This is a genomic window from Tindallia californiensis, assembly GCF_900107405.1.
GTDB classification, from domain to species: Bacteria; Bacillota; Clostridia; order Peptostreptococcales; family Tindalliaceae; genus Tindallia; species Tindallia californiensis.
The window spans coordinates 12,488-37,314 of the sequence record NZ_FNPV01000005.1; the positions used below are offsets into that span (position 1 = coordinate 12,488).

Genomic DNA, 24,827 nt, shown 5'->3' on the forward strand with positions numbered 1-24,827 from the left:
AGATTTAAAACTATTGCTGATGTGAATTACCACATTCGATAGCCGTTCCTTTTAAGATTTCAATTCCATGTACCAAGGCTGGTTGGATAATTTCCAGTGCCTCTAAAGCTCCTCTGGGGCTTCCTGGAAGGTTAATAATGATTGTTTCTTTTCTTATGCCAGAAACAGCTCTTGATAGGATCGCACGAGGATTTTTATCAAAGCTTTTTAAACGAATTAGTTCTGTGAAACCGGGAATATGGCGCTGGATTATGGCTAAAGTAGCTTCAGGTGTAATATCACGTTTGGAAAAACCAGTGCCACCAGTAGTTAGAACCAGATCAAGCTTTTCATTATCGCACATCTGTATCATTTCACTTATGAGAGCTTCTTTATCATCTGGAACAATGTGGTACTGTTTCACGATACCACCCATGTTGTTGATGAAGTTTTTAATAGCAGGACCACTCTCGTCTTTTCGTTCTCCCATTGAACCTTTATCACTTGCTGTGATAATTCCTACAGTAAACATAAATATTCCTCCTAAAATTCTACAGTAGCTGAATAAGCAACAGAACCGTTAACTTCAATTTCAAATTTTTGTGTTCCGGCGCCAGTAACTCTAAACTCAGCTGTTTCTCCATGCTGTTCAATATTATGGCTTTTTCTTTCAAGCAAAGTGCGTTGTTCACCATCAACTCGATATAAGGCCAGTTCTGCCGTTCCTTCGATGTTTAGTGGTTGAGTTCTTAAGGTTCGACTGGAAACAGTTGATGGACGATCATCGTCAACAGCTCCATCGTCTGATGAATGGTCATTGTCATTAAAGGAATTGTCTGGATCATATTCGTATCCGGGATCGTAATCAATCCCTTCCGGACTGTCTTCATAAGGATCATAAGTATCTCTTGGAAGTTCGTACTCCCAGTCTCTTGGAACAATTCCATTATGTTCCTCTGGATAATAAGGAGTCTCACGCTGTGTAAATATTCTAGTCTCTATTTCATGAGAAGGCGTATCTTCAGTTGCTAGTTTTCCTGTGGGAGCATGGATATCCGCCTGTACATGCACCTCGCAATAAGAAGTTGGTTCAGTACCTCTGATGAAAATTTCAGATCGTACAGTACTTCCGCGAGGATCAAGCGTGCAGTACTCAGTTGGCAGTTTACCAGACTTTGAACAAACGCTGACTCTGATAATATTATCGGGGGTTTCAAATCCCTTTGGTTCATGACCTTCGTGGACGCGAAACATAATTTTTTGCCATAATTCAGCGGCCATTCTACTACCTTGCTGAAGTTTTTCTGGCAAATCATGACCAATCCAGACGCTAGCCGTATAATAAGGAGTGTAACCGACGAACCAAGCATCTTTCTGGTCGTTAGTTGTACCTGTTTTACCTGCAACAGGAATGCGGCTGTTACCTTGATCTATTCTGGCTCTTGAACCGGTTCCAGAAGTAACAGCATCTCGCAAGAGATCTGTCATGACAAAGGCTACTGGATCGCTAACCACACGATCTCTTTCTGGTTGGTTTTCCAAGATAAGATTGCCTCGACGATCGTACACTTCTGTGAAGGTGATAGGTTTTGTGTAAACGCCTTTGTTAGCAAGCGTGGCAAAAGCTCCAGTCATTTCCATTGGAGAAACACCACGAGTCATTCCACCTAGTACCATTGAGTAATTCTCATCTGTTGAGGTTCTTCCATTTCGTATAACTGGATTGTCACTACCAACAAGAGAAGTGATGCCCATTCTTTCCATATAATCAAACATTACCGCATATTGTGGTCGGCTGTCATACTCACCCAACTTTTCAGCAAATCGAACAGCGCCGACGTTACTGGAGATTCGAAGTGATTCTCTCATGGTCATCAAGCCGTAAAAGCTATTATAATGGTTCCGTGGCCATGAAGTGTTGGGTGCTTGTGGATTTAAGTAAGAAGGCACATCATCAATAACGGTTGCAGCGGTCATTCCTAGATCAACTGCTGGAGTGAAAGCGGCTAACGGCTTGATAGCAGAGCCTGGTTGTCTGGTTGAAAGAGCTCTATTATAAATTCGATGACCACTAGTCATTCTTCCGCCAATTAAGGCTTTTATTTGGCCACTTTCCTGATCCATAATGACCATGGACGACTGAGGTTGCACATTTCCTTGTTCATCTAATAAAAAGTTACCATCAGAATCTCTTAATGTTCCGGGAAAATTTTCAACTTTATTAAATTCTTCCTCCATAATTTGTTGCATTCGCATGTCCAAAGTACTATGGATGCTAAGTCCTCCGGATTGAAGCATATGAGTTGCTTCTTGATTTGAATAACCAGCATTTTCGAGGGCTCTTAACACATCACGTTGTACAAGTTCTCCAAAAAAAGATGATACTTCACTGCCGCTTAATCTATTAGGTTTAATGCTGGCAGCAATATCCTGATTTAATGCTTCTTCATACTCGCTATCGGTAATATAACCGAGACGATGCATATTATTTAAGACTAGCCTCATGCGTGGAAGTGTCTCTGGATTAAAGACAGTGCTATATTCGTCATCGTCATCGTAATAAACAATATGATCTTCCCGCACTTGATCTTTCCTAATGATGGATACAGGTGAATACCGCCTTGGATTTCTTGGAATTCCAGCAATTAAAGCGGCTTCAGCATTGGTAAGCTCACTAACATCTTTAGAAAAGTAGAGTTGTGAAGCAGCCTGAACACCATTGGCTTGAACACTGTAAGAGCCACTAAAAGCAACACTACCTAAGTTGATCGTATTAACATAAGCTTCTAATATTTGCTTTTTGCTTAATTGACGGTCCAACTGCACTCCATAATAAGCATCTTTAATTTTGCGTGTATAGGTCTGCTCAGGTGATAAGTAAATAATTTTAGCCAATTGCTGGTTGATAGTACTAGCACCCTGTCGGGAACCAGTGCGAAGATTAGTCCAAAAAGCGCCGAATATCCGTTTAACATCAATACCATTATGATCCCAAAAACGTTCATCTTCAATGGCGATAATGGCATTGATTAAGTGTTCGGGTATTTGGTCGAAATCAAGTATTTCTCGATGACCTTCCGTTTGTACTTTTTCGATAAGATTTCCTTCTCTATCATAGATAAAAGAGCTTTCGTCTAGAAACGTATAAATATTACTAGCGTCTACTGGTTCCATCTCTCTTATTATTCCAGTAACAACACCAATGGCAGTACCAGCTACTAAAAAAAATAATAAAACCAGCGCAATCATTGATCCCCAAAACAATTTTGGCCAGAATGATTTCTTTTTTGATTTCTTTTTTGAACTTGATGCTCTCGCCGTCCTGTTTTCTTGGTAAGAGCTTCTTTTTATTGACATATTAGTCCCTCCATAACATTCACAATTCTTAACTTAGCGATAAGATTATATCATAAGTGAAAAAAATACAAAACTAAAGGATTGCTATTCAATTATGATATAATTTAAGACAGCTCATTATATCATGATGAAAAGATTTATAAAAGATAGTTGACAGATGATGGAGAATGAGACAATTGATGACGCACTCTAAAGTTTACGACTTACTCTAATGAAGGAGGCAACATGAAATTGAACACCGGTAATAACGATTTACAAAAAGAAGGCATTATGTTTGGTGTTTATCGGCATAGTAAAGAGCAATATAAAATATTTGATGAAATGAACGAATTGAAATCATTAGCGGAAACTTGTGGCTATCGTATTACTCAAAAATTCATTCAAAAGAGAACCACACCTCACCCACAATATTACTTTGGGAAAGGTAAGCTGGAAGGAATGATGGCACAAATAGATAACAAAACTTCTCGGGTTATCATTTGTAATGACTCTATTAGTGCTGTACAAAAACAAAGGATTGAGGAGTTGACAGGTTTTCCGGTGCTTGATCGATTTCATATCATTTTAAGTATTTTTTCTCAGAGAGCGTTTAGCTTAGAAGGAAAACTCCAACTTAAATTAGCTGAATTACAATATCAAATGCCAAGATTACAAGGTAAGGGCATTGAAATGTCGAGACAAAGAGGCGGGATTGGAACAAGAGGCCCGGGGGAAATGAAGCTGGAACAGGACCGTAGACATATCAAACAAGAAATGGGAAGAATCAAAAGAAAGCTATTAAAAATTAAAGAACAAAATAATATCAGACGCAAACAAAGAAAAACTAGCGCAATGCCTTTAGTAGCGGTGGTGGGATATACGAATGCCGGTAAGTCATCGTTAGTAAACGCATTTATCGATATAAGTATAAGTGGTCAAAATCAAAAAAAAGTTTTATTTGCTGACCAGGTATTCAGCAGTTTGGAAATTAACTTTCGAAAAATAACGCTTCCTGATAAGTTTGAATTTCTTGTGCTAGATACGGTTGGATTTATAAAAAAACTTCCGCATGAACTGGTTGAATCATTTAATACAACACTTCATGAAATAAGCTATGCAGATCTTATTCTGAACGTGATAGATAGTTCCTCGGCGAACAAAGAAATGCATGAAGAAACAACACTTCAGATTTTATCGGATATTAAATGCAACCATATACCTGTTTTAACCGTAATGAATAAAAGAGATCTACTACCAACAAATCCAATTTATCTGACTAACAAAGAATCTGTACAATGGATTTCAACAAAAAATAATCAAGATGTAAACAGGTTAATTGGACAAATAAAAGAAACCTTAGTGCAGGATTCTCGAGTGAAAACATTTCAAATCCCTTATCATCAAATAGAGTTACTGGAATATGCACGTAAAATTGGAAATGTTACAGAAATAGAATATTCAGAAAACAGTATTGTTTTTAGAGGTGTTTTTGATGAGAAAGCAAAGAAGTTAAATAAATGGCTCGTTGAAGAGATCTAAATACCATTTTGAAACTTCGTGTCATCAAATAAATATTAACTTTTTGTAAAATTCTTGTAAAATATTTTTATATAGGTTATGATTAAAGTAAGAAAATAAGTAAAAAAAGGAGGAATTACCATGATTGTCAGAAACTGCGCAGGCGGTGTGGTTTTTTATGCAAATCAGGTGTTTATCCTGCAAAATGAGAAACGCGAATGGGTACTACCAAAAGGAAAAATTCGTAATGACGAGCTGGCTTCTGATACAGCACATCACCGAGTCGAATTTGAGGCAGGGGTGAATGCTGAGATTTTATCAACGGCGGGTGAGACGTGTTACGAATTTTTTTCTGTTTCTCGCAAAGAACCTGTATGCAACCAAATTGTCTGGTATATTATGAAAGCTCACAGCAAAGAACATGAGGTGAATGAGAGTGAAGGCTTTAAGGATGGTGGGTTTTTCCCAATCGAAGAAGCCTTGGAGAAAATAACTTACAGTCAGGATCGATCCTTGGTAAGCCTTTCGTATAAGAAATATAAAGAATTAATGAAAGAAAAAGTTGCCATATAAAAGTAGAAGGCAGAATAGCTATAAAATACAAAAGACAGAATCAAAGTTGTGCATCGGCTTTGGTTCTGTTCTTTTTGAGGATACAGCAAGATAAATAGGATTCTTAGTGGTGGTACTCATTGGATAAAAAAGACTGAGAGGGAATAGATATGTCAGATATAACCAGTAAAAAATCGATAGTAAGTATGAAAGAAAGCTATAAAACGATTAAAAACGAAAAGTGGCATCGTGTGTTTATCGAAAAATCCGAGTTTATTGCATATGTCGCTAGCGTTGAAAATACTTCACAAACAGCTTCTGTAATTGAATACGTAAAAAACAAATGTCCGAATGCTACCCACTATGTATATGCCTATTCCCTTGGAATTGAAAAGGATATCCAAAAATATGATGATGATGGAGAACCTTCAGGAACAGCTGGTATGCCAATTCTAGAAATAATACGCAATCGTGAATTGAAAAATCTTATAGCCGTAGTGGTTCGGTACTTTGGTGGTAAGAAATTAGGAACTGGCGGACTTAAAAGAGCTTATTCCAGAACAGCGTTAAGCGCCATTGAAGAAGCAGTAGAAATAGAAAAAAAGCTGTATCAATGGATACAGATAACAGTAGATTATTCCTTTTGGGGTAAAATAGAGTACTTTTTACAGAAAAGACAAATATTGATAGAGCCGATAAGTTTCACAGATAGAGTATCTTTTAAAATACCATTGCCAGTCAGACAGGTAAAAATGTACATGGATAAAATGATAGAAATAACAGGAGATATAATAGAATTCAATCAGCTTGACATAGAATATTTGGAAAATAGAGATCCACCAAACGAGTGAAATCGATAGCCATTGGGTATAAGACAGATGTGGAATGATACTGTAATAACATTCGTGGAGTGAAAGGAGTTGGTAGATGATGGAGGCAATGGAAGAAATCAAAAGTGAAATGATGAAAAAAAAGACATGGGCAGTAGTTGGTGCAACACCAAACGTGGATAAATTTGGATATAAGATATATAAGACATTACAAGAGCATCAGTACAAAGTTTATGGGGTGAATCCTAATTATAAAGAGCTAGAAGGAGAGGAACTCTGCTCAGATTTGCTTAGTTTGCCGGAAGAACCGGACTGTATAAGTGTAGTTGTGCCACCTAATGTAACGCTGTCTTTATTAGATGAAATTAATCAAACAGGTATTGAATATGTTTGGTTTCAACCCGGCACTTATGATGCAAAAGTTCTTGAAACAGCAAAAAAATTAGACTTGAAAATCGTGTATAACAACTGTGTATTGGTGACGTTAGGGAATCAATAGTAGTATTGAATAACCATAAAAATCCTTGATTGTTGTAAAAAGTAGAAAGTCGCTTTTACAATGATAAAGGATTTTTATTATTTTTAAGGAATAGTGTGATATAATGATTAGAAATATATGTACACAATTAGGGGTTGATCTACTTTTGGATAACATGATGGAATTGTTAACAACTAGAAAAATCGAATGGCTTCAGAAAAAAATGCAAGAATCTGGCACATCAGGATTCATTGTTGGGCTATCAGGAGGAGTTGATTCGGCAGTGGTAGCTAACCTGATTAAACAGGCATCTCCTGATAATTCGATGGCTTTAATTCTTCCGATTTCTAATAGTGAATCGGATGTTGAAGATGCATTGGCTGTTGCAGAAAAAATAGATCTATACTGTGAAGTGATAGATTTGAGTGATGTGCATGAAAAACTGATGCAAAAGGTAGTCGGCTTAGAAAAAATAAAAGAAAAGCTTAGCAAGGAAGCATTAAAAACTTCAAATGCAAATCTTCGAGCAAGACTTAGGATGAGCACTTTATATGCTGTGGCGAATGCACTCAATTATATGGTGGTAGGAACGGACAATGCACCTGAACTATATACAGGGTATTTCACTAAATATGGGGATGGTGGTGTGGATATATTACCTATTGCTGACTTGCTTAAACGAGAGGTCTATCACTTAGCAAAGCATCTTGGGATTTCGAATTCAATAATTTGTAAAGCTCCCTCAGCTGGGTTATGGGAAGGGCAAACCGACGAAGAAGAAATGGGAATTACATATGAAAAAATTGATGCCTACTTGAGTGGTGAAACGATTCACCCTAATGAGCGGGAAATTATTGAAACACTTCACAAAAAAACACAACATAAAAGAGAGATGCCACCTCAGCATAAAGGTACAACAGATATCTAAAACGAATAATTGAATCAATCATTGTGCTATGCTAAAATGTAAGCTGGTAACAGCTGAATATTCTAACAACGATGCGAGATTGGAGATATAGATTGTTATGGGAAGAATAGGAAACATTAAAGAAAGAAAAAACAAACAGGATTCAAAGAAAGCGTCTGTTTATACTAAGTTGAATCGGTTAATAACTGTTGCTATTCGAGAAGGAGGTGAAGATCCGGAATACAATGCATCATTAAAAACAGCATTAGATAAAGCAAGAGCTTCTAATATGCCAAATGATAATATTCAAAGGGCTATCAAAAAAGCTAGCGGAGAAATCGGAAATCAGACCTTTGAAAAGATAATGTATGAAGGCTATGGTCCTTCGGGGGTAGCTGTTATATTGGAGGTTCTAACAGAAAACCGCAATAGGACCGTTGGAGAAATAAGGTATATATTTGATAAGAATGGCGGAAATCTTGGAACTAGCGGCTGTGTTTCTTACTTGTTTGAACGAATTGGTCAAATTCTTATTGAAAAAAGCGAGTTGATTGAAGAAGAGATGCTTCTGGCAGACTCCTTAGAAGTAGGCGCTGATGATCTTGAGGCTGATGAAGAGGTTTATGAGGTAAAGGTTACTCCTTCGATGTTTTTGGAGGTTAAGGATGCACTACTAAAAAAAGGTTACTCAATACTAGACTCAGACATTATATACAAACCGACTAACTTAATCCACTTATCAGAAACAGATAGTATTAGAATGGAAAAATTGATTGATATGCTAGAAGATAACCATGATGTTCAAGAGATTCATCACAATTGGAGTAAACAATAAAGTGTTAAAAAGGAGGATGAAGGTTGAGTAGATATAAAAAGAAATGTATACTGTCATTGATAACCTTATCACTAATAACATCATGTTTGCCGGCATATGCACAGGCAGGCTCGGGAACTGTAGTAGGTGACAATAGTACCGTAAGAAGCGAAGCAAATTTAAATGCGTCTGTGGTACAAACGATACCAATTGGAACAAAAGTAACCATTAATGGTTCAGATAATGATTTTTTACAAGTAGAGGTGAGCGGTAAAAATCTTTCAGGATGGATTCACCAAGATTTAGTGTCGCTAAAAGATTCAGCAAAAAAACAGGATGTTTACAAAGGCGTTGTAACAGCTTCGACGTTAAATATTCGGTCTGGACCTTCAACAGATAGCAACTTGCAGGGTCAGCTGAGGATAGGAAATGAACTTCAGGTGATCGGAGAGTCTGGCGATTGGCTTCAGATTGTTGATGAAAGAAGTAACAAAGGGTGGGTGCATGGTGACTATATTAACAAAATACCGAATTTACCATCAGCCTATGCTAATACTGAACAGATAAGTATTTACACAGAACGAAAAGATTCAAGTGGCATATTGAAGCATCTACAAAAACATGACATCGTTTACATAAAAGACTATAAGGATGGCTGGTACTTAGTGATAACAGAGTCTGAAGTTGAAGGGTGGATTAAAAGAAATAGCGTGACGCTTATTATTAATGGAAATGCTCCGGCAAGCCGGGGGGGCTCAAGGGGGAACATTACTGGTATTGTTTCTACAACAGAAAAATACTTAGGGACTCCATATCGCTACGCTGCAACCGGTCCCAATCAATTTGACTGTTCTGGTTTTGTTTATTATATTTTACATGAGTATTATGGAGATATGCTAAGGCAGAATAACATTAACCTTCCGAGATCATCAAGATATATGGCAACCGTTGGAACAGCCGTTGGACGAAATCAGCTAGAAGTAGGTGACTTAGTATTTTTTAATAATGGATCAAGTAGTAGCATAAATCATGTAGGTATCTATATTGGTGGAAACAACTTTATACATGCTTCATCTGGATCTAATATGAGTGTTATTGTGTCATCGTTAAATGCTGATAACTATCGAAGACGATATTCGACGGCAAGACGACTGTTTTAGTTAAGTTACTACCGAGTGACTAGGAGGTGCCAAATGAAATTAAGTGAGATTCAAAGACTGTTAGATGCGGAAGTTTTATCTGGACATGAGTTTCTGGATCGCGAAGTTACAAATGCTTTTGCAGCTGATTTAATGAGTGATGTGCTTGCTTTTGTAGATGACAAAACATTATTATTGACAGGCCTCACAAACCCTCATACCATAAGAACAGCGGAAATGATGGATATTCATTCAATTGTTTTTGTTCGAGGAAAAAAACCTGATGAAGAAACATTGAAAATGGCAGAAGAGAATCAGGTAGTGACAATGACCACGAAAAATATTATGTTTGTAGCATCAGGTGTTTTGTATCAGGAAGGGCTAAGAGGCGCTAAAATAATTCATAAATAGTAATGACTACCTAGCTCAAAATCATGGGGTGATAGATATTCAAAAAAAATATTCTATTGAGAGAAGAGATTTTCAATCAGCCGGTCAAGTATCTAGTAGTATTAAAAAAATAATGAAGCAAGTAGGTGTAAACCCTGAAGTTATCCGGCGTGTGTCGGTAGCTTCTTATGAAACGGAAATGAACATCATCATTCATTCTAATGGTGGGACGATGGAATTTGTTATTGAATCAGACTATATTATGCTTGTTGCACTTGATAAGGGTCCTGGAATTGATAACCTAGAGCTAGCAATGACGGAAGGATACTCTACAGCAACAAAAGATGTTAGGGAGCTTGGTTTTGGAGCTGGAATGGGTTTGCCAAACATTAAGAGATGTGCCGATCAATTTGAGATTGAATCGGAATTTGGCAAATGGACTAAGATTAGCATTAGATTTGAACATTAAGCGCGTACAAGCAAGATGAAGTAGCTGAATCCGGTTTATAGGATCTGTGACTTAATGGGAATAACCATTCTAGTCTTAATGGAGGATAGAAGATAATGACGATTAAAGAACTTCGCCAGCATTTGAATCTTGAAGTAGTTGTTCTTCCTGAAAATACGGAAGATCGAGTGATTAAAGATGTCTACATTGGAGACATGCTGAGTTGGGTCATTGGCAATGCAGAACATGATAGTTTATGGATAACCATACAGACCAATATAAATATTATTGCCGTTGCTGTCATGGTTGGGATCAATTGCATCATAGTTGCTGAAAATGCAACTATTGATGCTGATACCGTTAACCGGGCAGAAGAGGAGGGAATACCAATTTTTCGTACACCTCTTACGGCGTACCATATTGCTAAGAGGATAGATTTGGGGAGTTAATAATGGATACTTATGCTATTGATTTACACATCCACACAGCATTATCGCCTTGTGGTAGCGAAGAAATGACACCCAATAATATTATTAACATGTCACGATTGAAGGCATTAGATATCATTGCTATTACAGATCATAATGCAATTGCAAATGTAAAGCCCTGCATGGAAGTGGCATTGCAAAGTGACCTTACCGTTATTCCAGGTATAGAAATAACGACGGAAGAAGAGGTTCATTTACTAGCTTATTTTTCTACATATGATGAATTAGAAGCTTTTTTTTGTGAATTGAAAAAATACCAAGCAAATCTGAAAAACCGACCAGAAATATTTGGAAATCAGATGATTTTCAACTCGAAAGATGTTATGATAAGTGAGGAAAAAAACTTGTTAATGAATGCGATTCAGATTTCTTTTGATAGTGCTGTAGCATTAATTAATCGTTTTAATGGAGCTGCCGTACCAGCTCATATTAATCGAAATAGCTTTAGTGTGACTTCGTCGTTAGGTTTTTTGCCACAAAGTCTACCTATCTATTGCATTGAATTATATGAGAGGAATCATATCGAAAATTTTTTGCTTAGCAATCCAAAGTACAGGGAATACAAACATATCATTAGTTCAGATGCTCATCGCCTAACCGAAATTTTGGAAAGGATTTTTTTTATGGAATTAATTAACAGTACACCAAAAGAAGTTGTTAACTGGATGAAAACTAAGTAAGAAGAATGGAGTTGATAGGATGAAAGAACTTGCACTCCACATACTAGATATTTTACAAAATTCCATCGCTGCAAAAGCAACGTTAATACGTCTAAGTATCAATGAAAGCATCAAAAAAGATCAATTAATGATAATGATTCAGGATGATGGTTTTGGTATGGATGAAGAGACACTAAAAAGGGTCACGGATCCTTTTTTTACGTCAAGAACTATTAGGAAGGTAGGGTTGGGAATTCCTTTACTAAAACAAGCCGCAGAAGAGTGCGAAGGTTCATTGACAATAGATTCCAAAGTGAATGAAGGAACGGCTTTGAAAGTAATATTTCGACATAGTCACATTGATAGAGCACCTTTAGGAAATATTTCTGAAACCATCTGTACGATTTTATTGGCAGGCAAAGATTTTGAATTTGAGTATGAACATTGTACTGATAATGGCCAAATGAAATTCAGTACAATTGACATAAAAAAGGTGTTGAAAGAAACGCCGATAACACATCCTGATGTTATTGCATGGATTCGGGATAATGTGAATAGCGAACTGGAGATGATTGGGGCCAGTTCAACAATGTAAAAAGTAGCAATGTACTTTGTATATGATGCGAAAGGGTGAAAAACATGAATTTCTTAACTTTTAAGGGTGGGATTCATCCACCGGATTCTAAGTCTGCGACATCATCAAAACCTATTCAGGAGATGAAGGAACCGGAAGAGGTGATTATTCCATTGCAGCAACATATTGGTGCTCCTTGTAAATCCTTGGTAAAACCCAAGGATGAGGTGAAAGTTGGTCAGCCAATTGGAGAACCACAGGGTTTTGTATCAGCTCCTGTGCATGCTACTGTGTCAGGCACAGTGAAACAAGTAACACCAAAACCAATTGGCGGAGGACGTACAGCTGAATGTGTTGTGATTGAATCTGATGGAAAAAATGAACTACACTCTGAGATTACTCCTTATGAGCCTATCGATGAAATGAGTGAAAAACAAATTGTTGAAATGATTCAAAACTCAGGGATGGTTGGCATGGGTGGAGCTACCTTTCCAACACATGTAAAGCTGTCACCACCACCAGAAAAGAAAATCGATACGATTATTATTAATGGTGCGGAATGTGAACCATACTTAACGGCTGATCACCGACTGATGCTTGAACAGCCTGAAATGGTAATTCAAGGTCTTAAAATTATTATGAAAGCCGTTCAGGCAAAAAAAGGTATCATTGCCATTGAGGCCAATAAACAGGATGCTATTGATATGATACTGAAAAACATTTCTTCAGAGGATCCGATCCAAGTGGTTGCATTACAGACCAAATATCCTCAGGGTGCTGAAAAACAACTTATTGAAGCATGTGTGAAAAAACAAGTTCCTTCCGGCGGTTTACCCATGGATGTAGGGGTTGTTGTTAATAATGTAGGATCGGCATATCAGATAGCACACACTCACAAAACGGGCATTCCTTTAATTCAAAGAATTACAACGGTTACTGGATCATGTATAACAGAACCGAAAAACTTAAGAGTAAGAATAGGTACGCCAATAAAGGATTTGATTGAATTCTGTGGCGGATATTCGGAAAATCCTGGGAAAATAATTTTTGGAGGCCCGATGATGGGCATTGCACAAGACTCAGATGAATACCCGGTAATAAAAGGCACTTCAGGTGTTTTGGCATTTAATCAGAATGAAGCACTAATACCTGAGCCTGTAAATTGCATTCGTTGTTCAAAATGCATTATAGGTTGTCCTATTAGTTTAATGCCTGTGACCATTAGTGAGTATTCGCTTTCCGATCGAATGGACGATGCGAAGCGTTATCATGCTCTTGATTGTATTGAGTGTGGTTCCTGTTCTTATGTCTGTCCATCTAAAAGACCATTATTACATTCTATTCGTGTAGCGAAAAGTAGTATTATGGAAAAAATGAAAAAACAGCAAAAATAGTACTTAAAGATACTTAGACAGGAGGAAGAGAAATGGAGCAAAAGTTAGTTGTGTCTTCATCACCTCATATACGAGATAACAATACGGTTTCGAAAGTAATGAGTGATGTTTTCATTGCACTAATTCCCGCATCGATTGGGGCTGTGTATTTTTTTAGAACCAGAGCGCTACTGATTATGGTAGTAGCTGTTATTACGGCCGTTTTAGCAGAAGCGGCGGTACAGAAAATAAGAAAGCAACCAGTAACCATTAATGATATGAGTGCTGTTGTAACAGGTTTATTAATTGCACTAAACCTATCACCTGCTGTTGCGTGGTGGATACCAGCAATAGGGTCTGCGTTTGCAATCGTTGTGGTGAAACAGTTTTTTGGAGGTTTAGGGAAAAACTTTATGAATCCTGCACTAGCCGCTAGGATTTTATTGACACTTTCATGGACAGATAGAATGACAGAATGGGTAAGTCCGGGGGTGGATATGGTTTCAACAGCGACACCTTTGAGCTTTATAAAGGGAGAAGTTTCTGTTCCGTCTGGAGCACCTTCTTTATTCGATACATTCATAGGGAATATTGGCGGATGTATGGGTGAAACATCTGCGCTGCTTTTATTATTAGGTGGAGTCTATCTACTATATCGAAAAGTCATCTCTTACCATATTCCGGTTATTTATATTGGAACAGTTGCATTGTTAACGTTAGTATACGGTGGGTTTGACATGGAATATATGCTGTACCACGTTATGTCAGGTGGGCTAATGATCGGAGCTATCTATATGGCAACGGACTATGCTTCTTCCCCGCTTACGATAAAAGGAAAAATTGTTTATGCTATAGGTTGTGGTTTGTTAACGGCTACGATAAGAGTTTTCGGTGGTTATAATGAAGGAGTAGGTTTTTCGATTCTATTAATGAATGTAGCAACACCACTAATAGATCGATACACAGTTCCTACGATTTATGGGGAGGTGCAGAAACAACATGCGTGATATTGCAAAAATGGGAATTATATTACTGCTCATCACTAGTGTTTCCGGCATGGTTCTAGGCTTGACAAACAGCTTTACAGAAGGAATTATTATGGAAAGATCCATCGAAAGAGTAATAGCTTCTATAGAGACATTAATAGAAGGTGCAGATGATTTTGAAATGATAGAAAGTGAAGAAGTTGAATCAGCTGAACGGGTAAAAGAAGTTTATGCAGGATATAAAGATGGATCAGTTGTTGGATTTTCAATAAAAAGCTATGCACAGGGATATGGTGGAGAAGTAGAAGTAATGGTGGGAATAACGAATGAAGGTGCTATTACTGGTGTTCAGGTAATGAGCCAGTCTGAAACACCGGGTCTTGGTGACGTTATAACAGATGAAAGTTTCCTGGAAAATTATCAAGGAAACAAAACAGATGAAGACGTTGCGGTGGACACCATAGGTGGTGCTACAGCTTCTAGTCAGGCAGTTAACAATGCAGTTGAAGCTGCGGCTAATCTATACGAAGATTACTTAAAAAACCTGTAGTTTAGGAGGCGAAACAAGTGAAACTATCGAAAGTGTTTTCTAGAGGTCTAGTCATGGACAACCCGGTTTTTATACAAGCGCTTGGAATGTGTCCAATTCTTGCTGTAACGAATACAGCCTTTAACAGTTTTGGTATGGGGATGGCTACCACTTCTGTTCTGCTAGGGTCCAATATTGTTGTATCATTACTAAGAAAATTTATACCAGCAAAAATAAGAATTCCCTGTTTTATTGTAGTAATAGCTACTTTTGTAACGATGGTAGGGATGATTATGGAAGCTTTTTTTCCAGCCTTAGATCAAGCATTAGGTATTTTTATACCCCTAATAGTTGTGAACTGCTTAATTTTAGGTAGAGCTGAATCCTTTGCATCTAAAAATAACACGATAGGATCTATTACCGATGCGTTAGGTATGGGCCTAGGATTTACAGGGGCTTTGGTTCTTTTAGGAATTGTTCGGGAAGTCATTGGATTCGGAACTATCTTTGATATTCAGTTATTCGGAGATTCCTTTGAGCCTATGGGCTTAATGACTATGGCCCCTGGAGCATTTATGGCACTGGGAATACTAATGGCTGTTTTTAATCGTATTGTATACACAAGATTGAAATAATGGAGGTGTTAAAATGTCTGCTTCATCCATATTTGTAATTCTGATTAGTGCAATATTTGTTAATAATTTTGTACTGTCTCGCTTTCTTGGAATTTGTCCTTTTTTAGGTGTATCAAAAAAAGTTGAAACTTCATTAGGAATGGGAATGGCTGTAACCTTTGTAATGACAATGGCTTCTATTATAACCTTTGTAGCTCAGAAGTTCATATTAGACTTGCTTGGCATTCAATATATGCAAACCATTGTATTTATTTTGGTAATTGCTTCACTGGTTCAGTTGGTAGAAATGGTGATACAAAAGACAAGTCCAACACTCTATCAGTCACTGGGTGTTTACTTACCGCTTATCACTACCAATTGTGCTGTTTTAGGATTAACTATATTGAACATACAAAATGACTACAACCTTGTAGAAACCATTTTTCATGCAATAGGAGCAGCTGTTGGATTTACGCTTGCAATTGTATTGTTTGCAGCCATTAGAGAAAGATTAGAACTCGCTGATATTGCTACAGAGTTTAAAGGATTTCCTATAGCGTTAATAACAGCAGGCCTAATGTCCCTGGCATTTATGGGCTTTGCAGGCTTGGTGTAAAGGAGTGATCACATGAACATACAAAATATCTTATTTCCAGTGATAGGCTTGGGTGGCTTAGGGTTGGTTTTTGGTGCGGGATTAGCTTTTGCATCACAAAAATTCAAGGTGGATGTAGATCCGCGCGTTGCAACCATAAGAGAGCTATTGCCAGGTGTGAATTGTGGAGGGTGTGGTTTACCAGGATGTGATAGTTTTGCAAAAGCTGTTGCTGAAGGAACGGCGCCTGTTGATGGATGTCCTGTAGCTGATGGAGAAACAAATGAAGAAATAGCAAAAGTGCTTGGAGTTCAAATAGCAGGAAGTGCCAAACGAGTTGCAAAAGTAATTTGCAGAGGTGGAGCTGAAGAATGTAAAGAAAAATTTATTTATAATGGTATTAAAGACTGTGTTGCGGCAAGTATGGTGAGCGGTGGAAGTAAGTCCTGTCAAAATGGTTGTCTTGGCTTAGGAACTTGCTATAATGTTTGTCAATTTGGTGCCATTAAAATAAATAATAATAACTTGGCAGAAATTATCCCTGAAAAATGTACAGCGTGTAATATGTGTATTGAAGCTTGTCCTAAAGATGTAATTACAATGGTTCCTTATCATCAAGAGGTTGTTATTACATGTAACAGTAATGACTCTGGTAAAACAGTAAAACAAAATTGTTCTGTTGGGTGTATAGGTTGCAGAATTTGCGTGAAAGCTTGTCCAGAAGAGGCAATTGATTTTGAGAATAATCTCGCATTTATAAACTATGAAAAATGTACAAACTGTTATATATGTGTTGAAAAATGTCCAACCAAAGCAATTGAGAAAAAGCTTACAGAAGCTCAAGAAGAAGCTGGTTAGCAAGGCAAAAAACAGCAGCTGGAAGACTGGCTGCTGTTTTTTTATGTCGTTTAGGTGTAAAACTTGCCAGTGTAAGTTTTAAGTGGTAAACTTTAAAAGAATTTCTGGATCTAATAATATATTAATGGAAGTGAAATTTTGTAATGAAAACAAAAAAAATTGTATACTATGGAGTACTTACATCTTTAGGAATAGCGCTTCATATCCTGGAAGGAATGATTCCTAATCCGTTTGTAGGGATTGTACCGGGGGCTAAAATTGGGTTGGCAAACATTATTGCCTTAATTTCTTTGAAGCTACTTGGTCTAAAGTTTGCCATGGCCGTTAACTTAATGCGAGTTTTGATTGCAGGATTGTTGACAGGCGCCGTCACTTCAATGCTATATGGATTTGCGGGTGCTTTTTTTAGCACACTAGCAATGTGGATAACCTTATATTTTTTTAGTAACTACTTTAGTTTGATTGGCGTGAGTTTGTTAGGAGCTTTAGCACATAACATTGCACAGTTAAGTGTTGCAAGTCTTATCATTCAAAATCCTCGTATTTTTATCTATTTACCTGTGATGATGTTTTCTAGCATATTTACCGGTTTCTTTATCGGTCTTGCTGCGTTCTTTGTGTTAGAAAAAATTTCTTTTCACTTTAAAGATACTTCTTACAATACAATCTGACAGAGGGGGAACAGAATGAACAAACATAAAAATATAGGCTGGTTATTCATAACAATTGTTACTGGTGTGTTGATTGGCAGCCTTATAGGGTCCTTATTAGGTAAAGCGTTACCAATCTTAACTTTCGGACCTGGTCCGTTAGGAATAAACAATGTGTCTGCAGATTTTGGAATAGTGGTATTTAATTTTTCTTTCATGATATACTTAAATCTTGCCGGATTAATCGGTCTTATTTTAGCTATTATTTTGTTCAAAAAAATATAAGTAATAGCATCAGGAGGAAGCTATGACGACTAGCAAATATTCTGTAACCATAAAACAAATGCCTGAAACGGAAAGGCCAAGAGAAAAAATGCTACTTGAAGGACCGCAAACTCTTTCTAATGCTGAATTAATTGGTATTATTCTCTCAAGTGGAACCCATAATCAAACAGCGATTGATATAGGGAAAATGATATTATGTCAGAATAAGGAAGGATTGGCTTATTTACGAAACTGCACCATGCAAGAATTAATGAACATAAAAGGAATTGGACCAGCAAAAGCTGCACAGATTGTTGCTGCGGCAGAGCTGGGAAAAAGAATGTCTATTAATGCTCGTAATATAAGGTATCAGATAAAATGCCCTGAAGACATTAGTCGTCTTGTGATGGAAGATCTCAGGTATCTTAATAAAGAAATGTTTAAGATAATACTGTTGAATACAAAGAATGAAGTAATTAGTATCGAAAATATTTCCGTAGGTAGTTTAAATGCGTCTATTGTACATCCACGGGAAGTTTTTTTACCAGCGATTCGAAAGAGTAGTTCTTCAATCATTTTACTTCATAATCATCCAAGTGGTGATCCAACACCAAGTAGAGAAGATAAAAATATAACGCAACGACTTGTTGAATCAGGTAATTTACTTGGGATATCTGTGCTTGATCATGTTATTATTGGTGACAATATATATATTAGTTTAAGGGAGTCTGATGAAAATCTATTTCTACAGTAAAATAGATCCTATTGATGAAAGTGATTTTAAAACCAGCTTTAGTACACATAATAACAAGAATGAATAGAGACGGTGAAAAAATGATCAATATGAATGAACGAAATAAAGTGCCGATATTTATAGCGATAACAGTTATAGTACTCATTATGATAATCGGCTTTACTTCTCAGCAAAGAGAACGTTTAACGCCTGTGGAAAGGTTTGTAGGAGATGTTTTTATGCCAGTTCAGAGGTTGGTAAGTAAAACATATTTTACGATCGAAGAGCAAGTAAGAACGGTGGTTCGGTCGGGAACAATAAAAAATGAGAATCATGATCTGCGAAGAGAAATAGAAAAATATCAATCAGAGTTAGTTGAAATACAGCTTAAAAAAGATGAACTTCATGAACTTAGAGAATTGAAACAAACACTTAACAGCATTGATCGTGTTAATGTTTCAGATCCTATTACAGCAAATGTTATTGGAAGTAGTGATGGGAATTGGTTTCAAATGTTCACCATTGATGCTGGTGAAAGTAAAGGCGTTGGAGTAAACAGTGTGGTTATTGGTTCCGGTGGGCTTATAGGTCGTGTGTATGAAACTGGGAACCATTGGTCAAAGGTTATTTCAATTATTGATAACAGTAGCTCTGTTAGTTTTCAAATATTAAGAAATAGTGATCTCCAAGGGATTGTATCCGGAAGTATTGATAACACTTTAAGTGGCTATCTTTTTGATCCTGAGGCTGATATAGTTGTGGGTGATCGATTGATTACTTCAGGTATTGGGTTATATCCTAAAGGTATTGTAATAGGTGAAATTAAAGAAATAACCACCAGTTCTGATCAGTTACTTCAAAATATTGAGGTTAAACCAGCTGTTAACTTTAATCGGATGGATAAAGTCATGGTCATTAATCCAAAAACATATTTGGAATAGAGGTGAAGCATGCGAAAAATATTTTTGAGTTTATTCTTTTTTTCTAGCATCGTTTTAGAATCTACCTTTTTCTCCTACATACAAATTTTAGGCGTGGTTCCGAATATAACCATGATACTAGTGATTTGCTTTGCGCTTTATTATGAAGAGAAAAATGGGGCAATCATAGGTTTTTCGGCTGGAATTATTAAAGATATCATCATAGGAAGGCTAGTGGGAATAAGTGCATTGACATTTATGGCAATTGGTTTTTTAGTAGGTTATTATAATCGAAAAGTTTTTGCAGAAAACATAACCACCCCTTTTGTATTGACAGTCCTTTGTACGCTTCTTCATGAAAGTATTATGTTGATGGTGCTCTTTTTAGGAGGACATCCCATGCAGTTTGGTATGATCATCAATAGGGTTTATTTATATCAAACACTCTTAAATGCATTGGTTGCTATACCAATCTATGTGATGATAAGTCAAGTGCTAAATAGTCATTTTCTAAGAAAATCTTACTAAGGATGATTTAAGGATGAATTTGAAAGAAACAAAAACACGTTTTTTATTGATGACTGTTATGATACTATTGTTTTTTCTAATCATTATCTTTCGCTTGGCAAGTTTAATGATTGCAGAAGGTGAAACGCATCGGGAATACGCAGAGAATAGAATTGTCAAAAGCTTACCAATCAATGCGCCTAGAGGAGAAATAAGGGATCGTTATGGCAGACTTTTGGCTGGAAATCGGCCAAGTTTTTCAGTGGAAATATCAAAAAATGAAATGATTGATGATAGCATTAATGAAATTAGCGCAGAATTGACACGAATATTTAATGCTAACGATGATCAATACATCGATGACTTTCCAATTATCATGACAGAACATGGGCATATTTTTGAGTTTGATCAAAAGATCGAACAATGGAAAGAAGACTACGACATTCCACCGAGATACAATGCGAAAGAAACATTTGATTTTTTACGAATTCGATATGAAATAGATGAATCAGACCCTATAGATGTACAACAGCGACTTTTGGCTATTCCGGAGCTAACAGTTCCAATTTCTATCAGAACATGGAAGTTTACTGAAGAAATGAGGAAAGAGCAATGGTTTGATCAAATGCGCATACCTGATGATTTAGAAAGGGCTTCAGAAGTTTTTGAATGGCTAAGAAATGAAAAATTTCTTATTCCAAAGAACTACTCAGATCATAGAGCGAGAGACATTATGGCAATAAGAGAGCAAATTGAGACACAGCTACCGGGGTTTATGCAATATCAACCAATTAAAGTGGCGCAAGACATTTCATCTGCATCCGTAAGCCTCATTGAAGAAATGAGTTATGAGTTGCCAGGAGTGAATATTGTTGTTGAACCAGTAAGAACATATCCAAATAAAAGCGCAGCTGCTCATATCCTTGGAAATCTGGGAAAGATATCAGACCAAAGTGAAATTGAGTACTATATTAATGAAAAAGGTTACTTACCAAGTGATATTATAGGTAAAACCGGTATCGAACATAAATTCGAAAGTCAGTTAAAAGGTAAAGATGGTTCTCAGCGTGTCATGGTAGATTCTAGAGGAAGACTTGTAAGGGTATTGGAAAAAGAAGAAGCAACTCCCGGTGATACAATCCAATTAACAATAGATATGGAATTTCAGAAGCGTGTGGAAGAAATACTGGAAGACGTTCTAAAAACAATTCAAACAGGAGGAACCTATCAAACACCTTGGGGAACGAATGACTTGGTAAGTAGACAGGGTCCAAGAAAAAATGCAACATCAGGTTCGGTTGTTGTAACAGATGTTAAAACTGGCGAGATACTTGCTATGGCTAATTATCCAGCCTACGACCCCAATCTTTTTGTTACAGGTATCAGTAATGATGACTGGGAAAAAGTAATGCCGGAAAACCCAAGAGATCCTTTGGCACCAAGGCCTTTACTGAATATCGCTATGTCAACGGCTGTGCAGCCAGGTTCAACGTATAAAATGCTAACAGGATTAGCGGCAATAGATAATGGCTTAAGTCCCAACTACCGAATATTGGATCGTGGATATATTCAAGTAGGAGAGCATTCTTTTGGAAACTGGCTGTGGAATCAAAGTAGACAGACCATGGGTTATCAAAATTTATATGAAGCGATCGCCGATTCAAATAATTACTACTTTTATTCGATTGCTAACGCTTATGATTACAGTAGAAACAGACCCTTGCCCTATAATATGGATGTAGAAACATTAATAGAATATGCACATATGTTTGGACTTAATGATGCAACAGGTATAGAAATTGAACGACCGAGAGAACAAAGAGGCGGGGTGCCAAATCCTGAATCAAAGCTTAGAATGACCAAAGCAGTGCTACGAAATCACTTAAATAGATTGTTGACCGAGGAAGATTTTGAGCCAGAGTTAATTGAGAGCAACTCTGAAACCATAAGCGAGGCAATTGAATTTTTAGTCGATATGGCGGAAGTGAATCCACCACGATATGAGGTTTACCAATATGTAAGAGAGGTTGGCATAAAAGAAAGCAGAGCGAATGCTATCACAGATCTTGTAAAGTATAGCTACTATAATCAGGCAAACTGGAGTATTGCTGACACAATGAATTTTTCTATAGGTCAGGGAAGTCATGCTTATACACCTCTTCAAATGACAAACTATATGGCAATGGTAGCAAATGGTGGTACTAGAAATCCGTTAACCGTTGTTAAAAACAGTTCTTCTAGGGATGAAAGTGAAGCAATACCCCTGAATAACCCTGACAATTTGCTCCACATACACAGAGGGATGTACGAAGCAACAGTTAGTGGCGGTGCCAGACGCTATTTTCAAGATTTTCCCATTAAAGTAGCCGCTAAAACAGGCACTGCTCAACGTGAAGGTAAAATTCCGCCGATAGATGAGGTGGAATACTTATTGGAGAATTTACGACGCTTTAATGTGGATAAGTCCTCTGTGATCGAAGAGACAGAAAGACTAATGGATGAAAATCGTGATCAACATCAGTATCAGGATAAAGGTTATGCAATGCGAAGAGCGATAAGAAATTTAAATCCATCGTTAACCAACCGAGACTTGGATGAATACAAAGAAGATTATGATAATTTTTCCTGGTTTACTGGTTTTGCTCCCTATGAAGATCCCGAAATTGCTATTTCTGTATTAATCTTTCAAGGTGGTGCTGGTGGCTATGGCGCACCAGTCTTTAGAGAAGTTGTAGCGGAATATATGGGATTAAACGTCGAGAATAAAAACGACAATCATATGCTGAATAGCTTTATGACACGCTAACATGTAGTAATACCTAAACAAGAATAAAATAGCAATGAAGATAAGATGAAGGGAAGGAGGTGCATTGTAATGATAAATAAAGATGGTAAAATAGAATTGAAAGGTACAGGAGAGGGTTTAGTCATCAAAGTGCATGTTGATGGCAATCTCGAACCAGTAAAAGAAATGATACAAAGTAAAATAGAAGAGAACCCTTCTTTTTATACAAAAGCTACATTAGCAGAACTTACCTGCGAATATTTATTGCCTAAGGCTCATGATGAGCTTAAACAGTGGCTATTTGATAGATATCAGATGATTCCTCCGCAAAAAAAAAGAAAAAAACTTTTGGAAGAATCTTCTTTGGATTCCAGTGTAAATTTGGAACCAATTGAATGGGACAAAAGATTACACCAAGAAAAAACGAATGATACAAAATTTGTAGAAGGAACAGTTAGATCCGGACAAAAAATACATAGTTCGGGCAATATTGTTGTATTAGGAGATGTAAATCCAGGAGCTGAATTAGTGGCAAAAGGCAATATTGTTGTTATGGGAAGCTTTAGAGGAATCGCACATGCCGGTTCTGAAGGGGATGAGGACGCTTTTGTTGCGGCACTAGTTCTCCAACCAACACAGCTTAGGATTCATCAAGTAATTACCAGATCACCAGATGGAGATCTGGAAAAATCAAAAACACCTGAAGTTGCTCGATTAAAGGATAATGCAATTTGTGTGGAACCTTTTTTTATTAAAAACTATGGATAAAGCAGGAGGGGTACAATGGGAGAAGTATTAGTTATTACATCAGGAAAAGGTGGTGTTGGTAAAACAACGACTACTGCCAATTTAGGAACAGGCTTAGCTCAGATGGGGAAAAAAGTAGTTGTGATAGATGCGGACATAGGTCTTAGAAATTTGGACGTAGTTCTTGGTTTAGAAAATCGAATTGTTTATGATTTAGTAGATGTGGTAGAAGGGACGTGTAGGCTTAGGCAAGCTCTCATAAAAGATAAAAGACTTCCGGAACTATATTTACTTCCGGCAGCGCAAACTCGTGATAAAAACGCCATTAATCCTGAACAAATGGAATCACTTCATACAGATTTGAAAGAAATATTTGATTTTATTTTAGTAGATTGTCCGGCAGGCATTGAACAAGGATTTAAAAATGCTATAGCAGGAGCTGATAGAGCTCTTGTTGTTACAACACCTGAAATATCAGCTGTTAGAGATGCGGATCGAATTATTGGATTGTTAGAAGCTTCTGAAATAAGAAATCCAAAGTTAATTGTAAACCGATTAAAAATTGATATGGTGAAGCGTGGAGATATGATGAATATTGAAGATATGCTTGACATACTCGCTATTGATTTGCTTGGTGTTATCCCAGATGATCCAGAAATCGTCATATCAACCAATAGAGGAGAACCGGTTGTTACAAAGCCAAATTCTTGTGCAGGACAGGCATACAATAATATAGCAAAAAGAATTTGTGGAGAAGATGTTCCATTATTAGATCTGGAAACTCAAGAAGGATTTATTTATAAGCTGAGAAAAATGTTTGGGGTAGCGAAGTAATTTCAAGATATGAAAGGGGGAGCAATCATGGATTTTTTTAAGTTTTTTACGGGAGAAAGTAAAAAAAGTAAGAATGTAGCAAAAGAACGTTTAAAGCTTGTTCTGGTACATGACAGGGCTGACTGCTCACAAGATTTTCTTAATGAGATAAAGGAAGATTTAATTAACGTAATATCGGATTACATGGTAATTGATGAAGATGAGTTAGATATTAAAATTACTCGTACAAAACGCGAATCAGATGAGGCGACCATGCCAGCATTAGTGGCGAACATACCCATAAAGCATATGAAAGACCGAAAACGATAATAAAGAAATAT

29 protein-coding genes are annotated in these 24,827 nt (G+C 37.0%); 27 read left to right on the top strand and 2 right to left on the bottom strand.

All coding sequences use genetic code 11. The annotated features are described in order from the left end of the window. Positions 1-10 precede the first annotated feature (10 nt). Positions 11-511, bottom strand: a complete 501-nt coding sequence (locus tag BLV55_RS07595) for a MogA/MoaB family molybdenum cofactor biosynthesis protein (protein WP_093313001.1) — start codon at positions 509-511, stop codon at positions 11-13. Between the two features lie 11 nt (positions 512-522). Beyond that, on the bottom strand, positions 523-3,336 hold the full coding sequence (locus BLV55_RS07600; protein ID WP_093313002.1) for a transglycosylase domain-containing protein: 2,814 nt from the start codon (positions 3,334-3,336) through the stop codon (positions 523-525). Between the two features lie 225 nt (positions 3,337-3,561). Between BLV55_RS07600 and hflX the strand changes: the two genes are divergently transcribed. The 27 genes from hflX to minE all read left to right on the top strand — a co-directional run bounded on the left by hflX (position 3,562) and on the right by minE (position 24,816). After that, positions 3,562-4,854, top strand: coding sequence for a GTPase HflX (gene hflX, locus BLV55_RS07605; protein WP_093313004.1), 1,293 nt, complete (start codon positions 3,562-3,564; stop codon positions 4,852-4,854). Positions 4,855-4,974: 120 nt separating this feature from the next. After that, positions 4,975-5,406 (top strand): NUDIX hydrolase, encoded by a 432-nt coding sequence (locus tag BLV55_RS07610; RefSeq protein ID WP_093313006.1) that lies wholly within the window; start codon positions 4,975-4,977, stop codon positions 5,404-5,406. Positions 5,407-5,555: 149 nt separating this feature from the next. Beyond that, on the top strand, positions 5,556-6,236 hold the full coding sequence (locus BLV55_RS07615) for a YigZ family protein (RefSeq protein WP_093313008.1): 681 nt from the start codon (positions 5,556-5,558) through the stop codon (positions 6,234-6,236). A gap of 76 nt (positions 6,237-6,312) precedes the next feature. Beyond that, positions 6,313-6,714 (top strand): CoA-binding protein, encoded by a 402-nt coding sequence (locus BLV55_RS07620; protein WP_242870069.1) that lies wholly within the window; start codon positions 6,313-6,315, stop codon positions 6,712-6,714. A gap of 154 nt (positions 6,715-6,868) precedes the next feature. Beyond that, positions 6,869-7,621 carry an NAD(+) synthase gene (gene nadE, locus BLV55_RS07625; RefSeq protein WP_207646060.1) on the top strand — a complete coding sequence of 251 codons (753 nt, stop codon included), beginning with the start codon at positions 6,869-6,871 and terminating at the stop codon, positions 7,619-7,621. Positions 7,622-7,718: 97 nt separating this feature from the next. Beyond that, positions 7,719-8,435 (top strand): YebC/PmpR family DNA-binding transcriptional regulator, encoded by a 717-nt coding sequence (locus BLV55_RS07630; RefSeq protein ID WP_093313010.1) that lies wholly within the window; start codon positions 7,719-7,721, stop codon positions 8,433-8,435. A 23-nt stretch (positions 8,436-8,458) separates the two neighbouring features. Continuing rightward, positions 8,459-9,574 (top strand): C40 family peptidase, encoded by a 1,116-nt coding sequence (locus BLV55_RS07635; RefSeq protein ID WP_093313012.1) that lies wholly within the window; start codon positions 8,459-8,461, stop codon positions 9,572-9,574. A gap of 33 nt (positions 9,575-9,607) precedes the next feature. After that, entirely contained in the window at positions 9,608-9,964 is a 357-nt protein-coding gene (locus tag BLV55_RS07640; protein WP_093313014.1) for a DRTGG domain-containing protein, read from the top strand. A gap of 28 nt (positions 9,965-9,992) precedes the next feature. Continuing rightward, positions 9,993-10,412, top strand: a complete 420-nt coding sequence (locus tag BLV55_RS07645; protein WP_278280002.1) for an ATP-binding protein — start codon at positions 9,993-9,995, stop codon at positions 10,410-10,412. 95 nt (positions 10,413-10,507) lie between these two features. Further along, on the top strand, positions 10,508-10,840 hold the full coding sequence (locus BLV55_RS07650) for a DRTGG domain-containing protein (protein ID WP_093313016.1): 333 nt from the start codon (positions 10,508-10,510) through the stop codon (positions 10,838-10,840). A 2-nt stretch (positions 10,841-10,842) separates the two neighbouring features. Beyond that, the gene (locus BLV55_RS07655) at positions 10,843-11,559 is read left to right on the top strand and encodes a PHP domain-containing protein (RefSeq protein ID WP_093313018.1); all 717 of its coding nucleotides are present in this window, start codon (positions 10,843-10,845) and stop codon (positions 11,557-11,559) included. A 19-nt stretch (positions 11,560-11,578) separates the two neighbouring features. Then, on the top strand, positions 11,579-12,133 hold the full coding sequence (locus BLV55_RS07660) for an ATP-binding protein (protein WP_093313020.1): 555 nt from the start codon (positions 11,579-11,581) through the stop codon (positions 12,131-12,133). A gap of 44 nt (positions 12,134-12,177) precedes the next feature. Continuing rightward, the gene (gene rsxC, locus BLV55_RS07665; protein WP_093313022.1) at positions 12,178-13,506 is read left to right on the top strand and encodes an electron transport complex subunit RsxC; all 1,329 of its coding nucleotides are present in this window, start codon (positions 12,178-12,180) and stop codon (positions 13,504-13,506) included. A 32-nt stretch (positions 13,507-13,538) separates the two neighbouring features. Then, on the top strand, positions 13,539-14,492 hold the full coding sequence (locus BLV55_RS07670) for an RnfABCDGE type electron transport complex subunit D (RefSeq protein ID WP_093313024.1): 954 nt from the start codon (positions 13,539-13,541) through the stop codon (positions 14,490-14,492). Next, positions 14,485-15,021 carry an RnfABCDGE type electron transport complex subunit G gene (locus BLV55_RS07675; RefSeq protein WP_176968323.1) on the top strand — a complete coding sequence of 179 codons (537 nt, stop codon included), beginning with the start codon at positions 14,485-14,487 and terminating at the stop codon, positions 15,019-15,021. Before BLV55_RS07670 ends, BLV55_RS07675 begins: the two co-directional genes overlap by 8 nt. 17 nt (positions 15,022-15,038) lie before the next feature. Beyond that, positions 15,039-15,635 carry an electron transport complex subunit RsxE gene (gene rsxE / locus BLV55_RS07680; protein WP_093313028.1) on the top strand — a complete coding sequence of 199 codons (597 nt, stop codon included), beginning with the start codon at positions 15,039-15,041 and terminating at the stop codon, positions 15,633-15,635. A 13-nt stretch (positions 15,636-15,648) separates the two neighbouring features. Beyond that, positions 15,649-16,230 carry an electron transport complex subunit RsxA gene (gene rsxA / locus BLV55_RS07685; RefSeq protein ID WP_093313030.1) on the top strand — a complete coding sequence of 194 codons (582 nt, stop codon included), beginning with the start codon at positions 15,649-15,651 and terminating at the stop codon, positions 16,228-16,230. Between the two features lie 12 nt (positions 16,231-16,242). Then, positions 16,243-17,067, top strand: coding sequence for an RnfABCDGE type electron transport complex subunit B (locus BLV55_RS07690; protein ID WP_207646052.1), 825 nt, complete (start codon positions 16,243-16,245; stop codon positions 17,065-17,067). A gap of 143 nt (positions 17,068-17,210) precedes the next feature. Next, entirely contained in the window at positions 17,211-17,738 is a 528-nt protein-coding gene (locus tag BLV55_RS07695) for a Gx transporter family protein (protein ID WP_093313032.1), read from the top strand. Positions 17,739-17,753: 15 nt separating this feature from the next. After that, the gene (locus BLV55_RS07700) at positions 17,754-18,002 is read left to right on the top strand and encodes a DUF4321 domain-containing protein (protein WP_093313034.1); all 249 of its coding nucleotides are present in this window, start codon (positions 17,754-17,756) and stop codon (positions 18,000-18,002) included. 22 nt (positions 18,003-18,024) lie between these two features. Continuing rightward, positions 18,025-18,735, top strand: coding sequence for a RadC family protein (gene radC / locus BLV55_RS07705; RefSeq protein WP_093313036.1), 711 nt, complete (start codon positions 18,025-18,027; stop codon positions 18,733-18,735). 14 nt (positions 18,736-18,749) lie between these two features. Further along, entirely contained in the window at positions 18,750-19,655 is a 906-nt protein-coding gene (mreC, locus tag BLV55_RS07710) for a rod shape-determining protein MreC (protein ID WP_093313038.1), read from the top strand. A 9-nt stretch (positions 19,656-19,664) separates the two neighbouring features. After that, entirely contained in the window at positions 19,665-20,162 is a 498-nt protein-coding gene (gene mreD, locus BLV55_RS07715; RefSeq protein WP_093313040.1) for a rod shape-determining protein MreD, read from the top strand. Positions 20,163-20,175: 13 nt separating this feature from the next. Next, positions 20,176-22,947 carry a penicillin-binding transpeptidase domain-containing protein gene (locus tag BLV55_RS07720; protein WP_093313042.1) on the top strand — a complete coding sequence of 924 codons (2,772 nt, stop codon included), beginning with the start codon at positions 20,176-20,178 and terminating at the stop codon, positions 22,945-22,947. 69 nt (positions 22,948-23,016) lie between these two features. Beyond that, positions 23,017-23,694, top strand: a complete 678-nt coding sequence (minC, locus tag BLV55_RS07725) for a septum site-determining protein MinC (protein ID WP_093313044.1) — start codon at positions 23,017-23,019, stop codon at positions 23,692-23,694. 15 nt (positions 23,695-23,709) lie between these two features. Then, positions 23,710-24,507, top strand: a complete 798-nt coding sequence (gene minD, locus BLV55_RS07730) for a septum site-determining protein MinD (protein WP_093313046.1) — start codon at positions 23,710-23,712, stop codon at positions 24,505-24,507. Between the two features lie 24 nt (positions 24,508-24,531). Beyond that, positions 24,532-24,816, top strand: a complete 285-nt coding sequence (minE, locus tag BLV55_RS07735) for a cell division topological specificity factor MinE (protein ID WP_334292457.1) — start codon at positions 24,532-24,534, stop codon at positions 24,814-24,816. Positions 24,817-24,827: the final 11 nt, after the last annotated feature.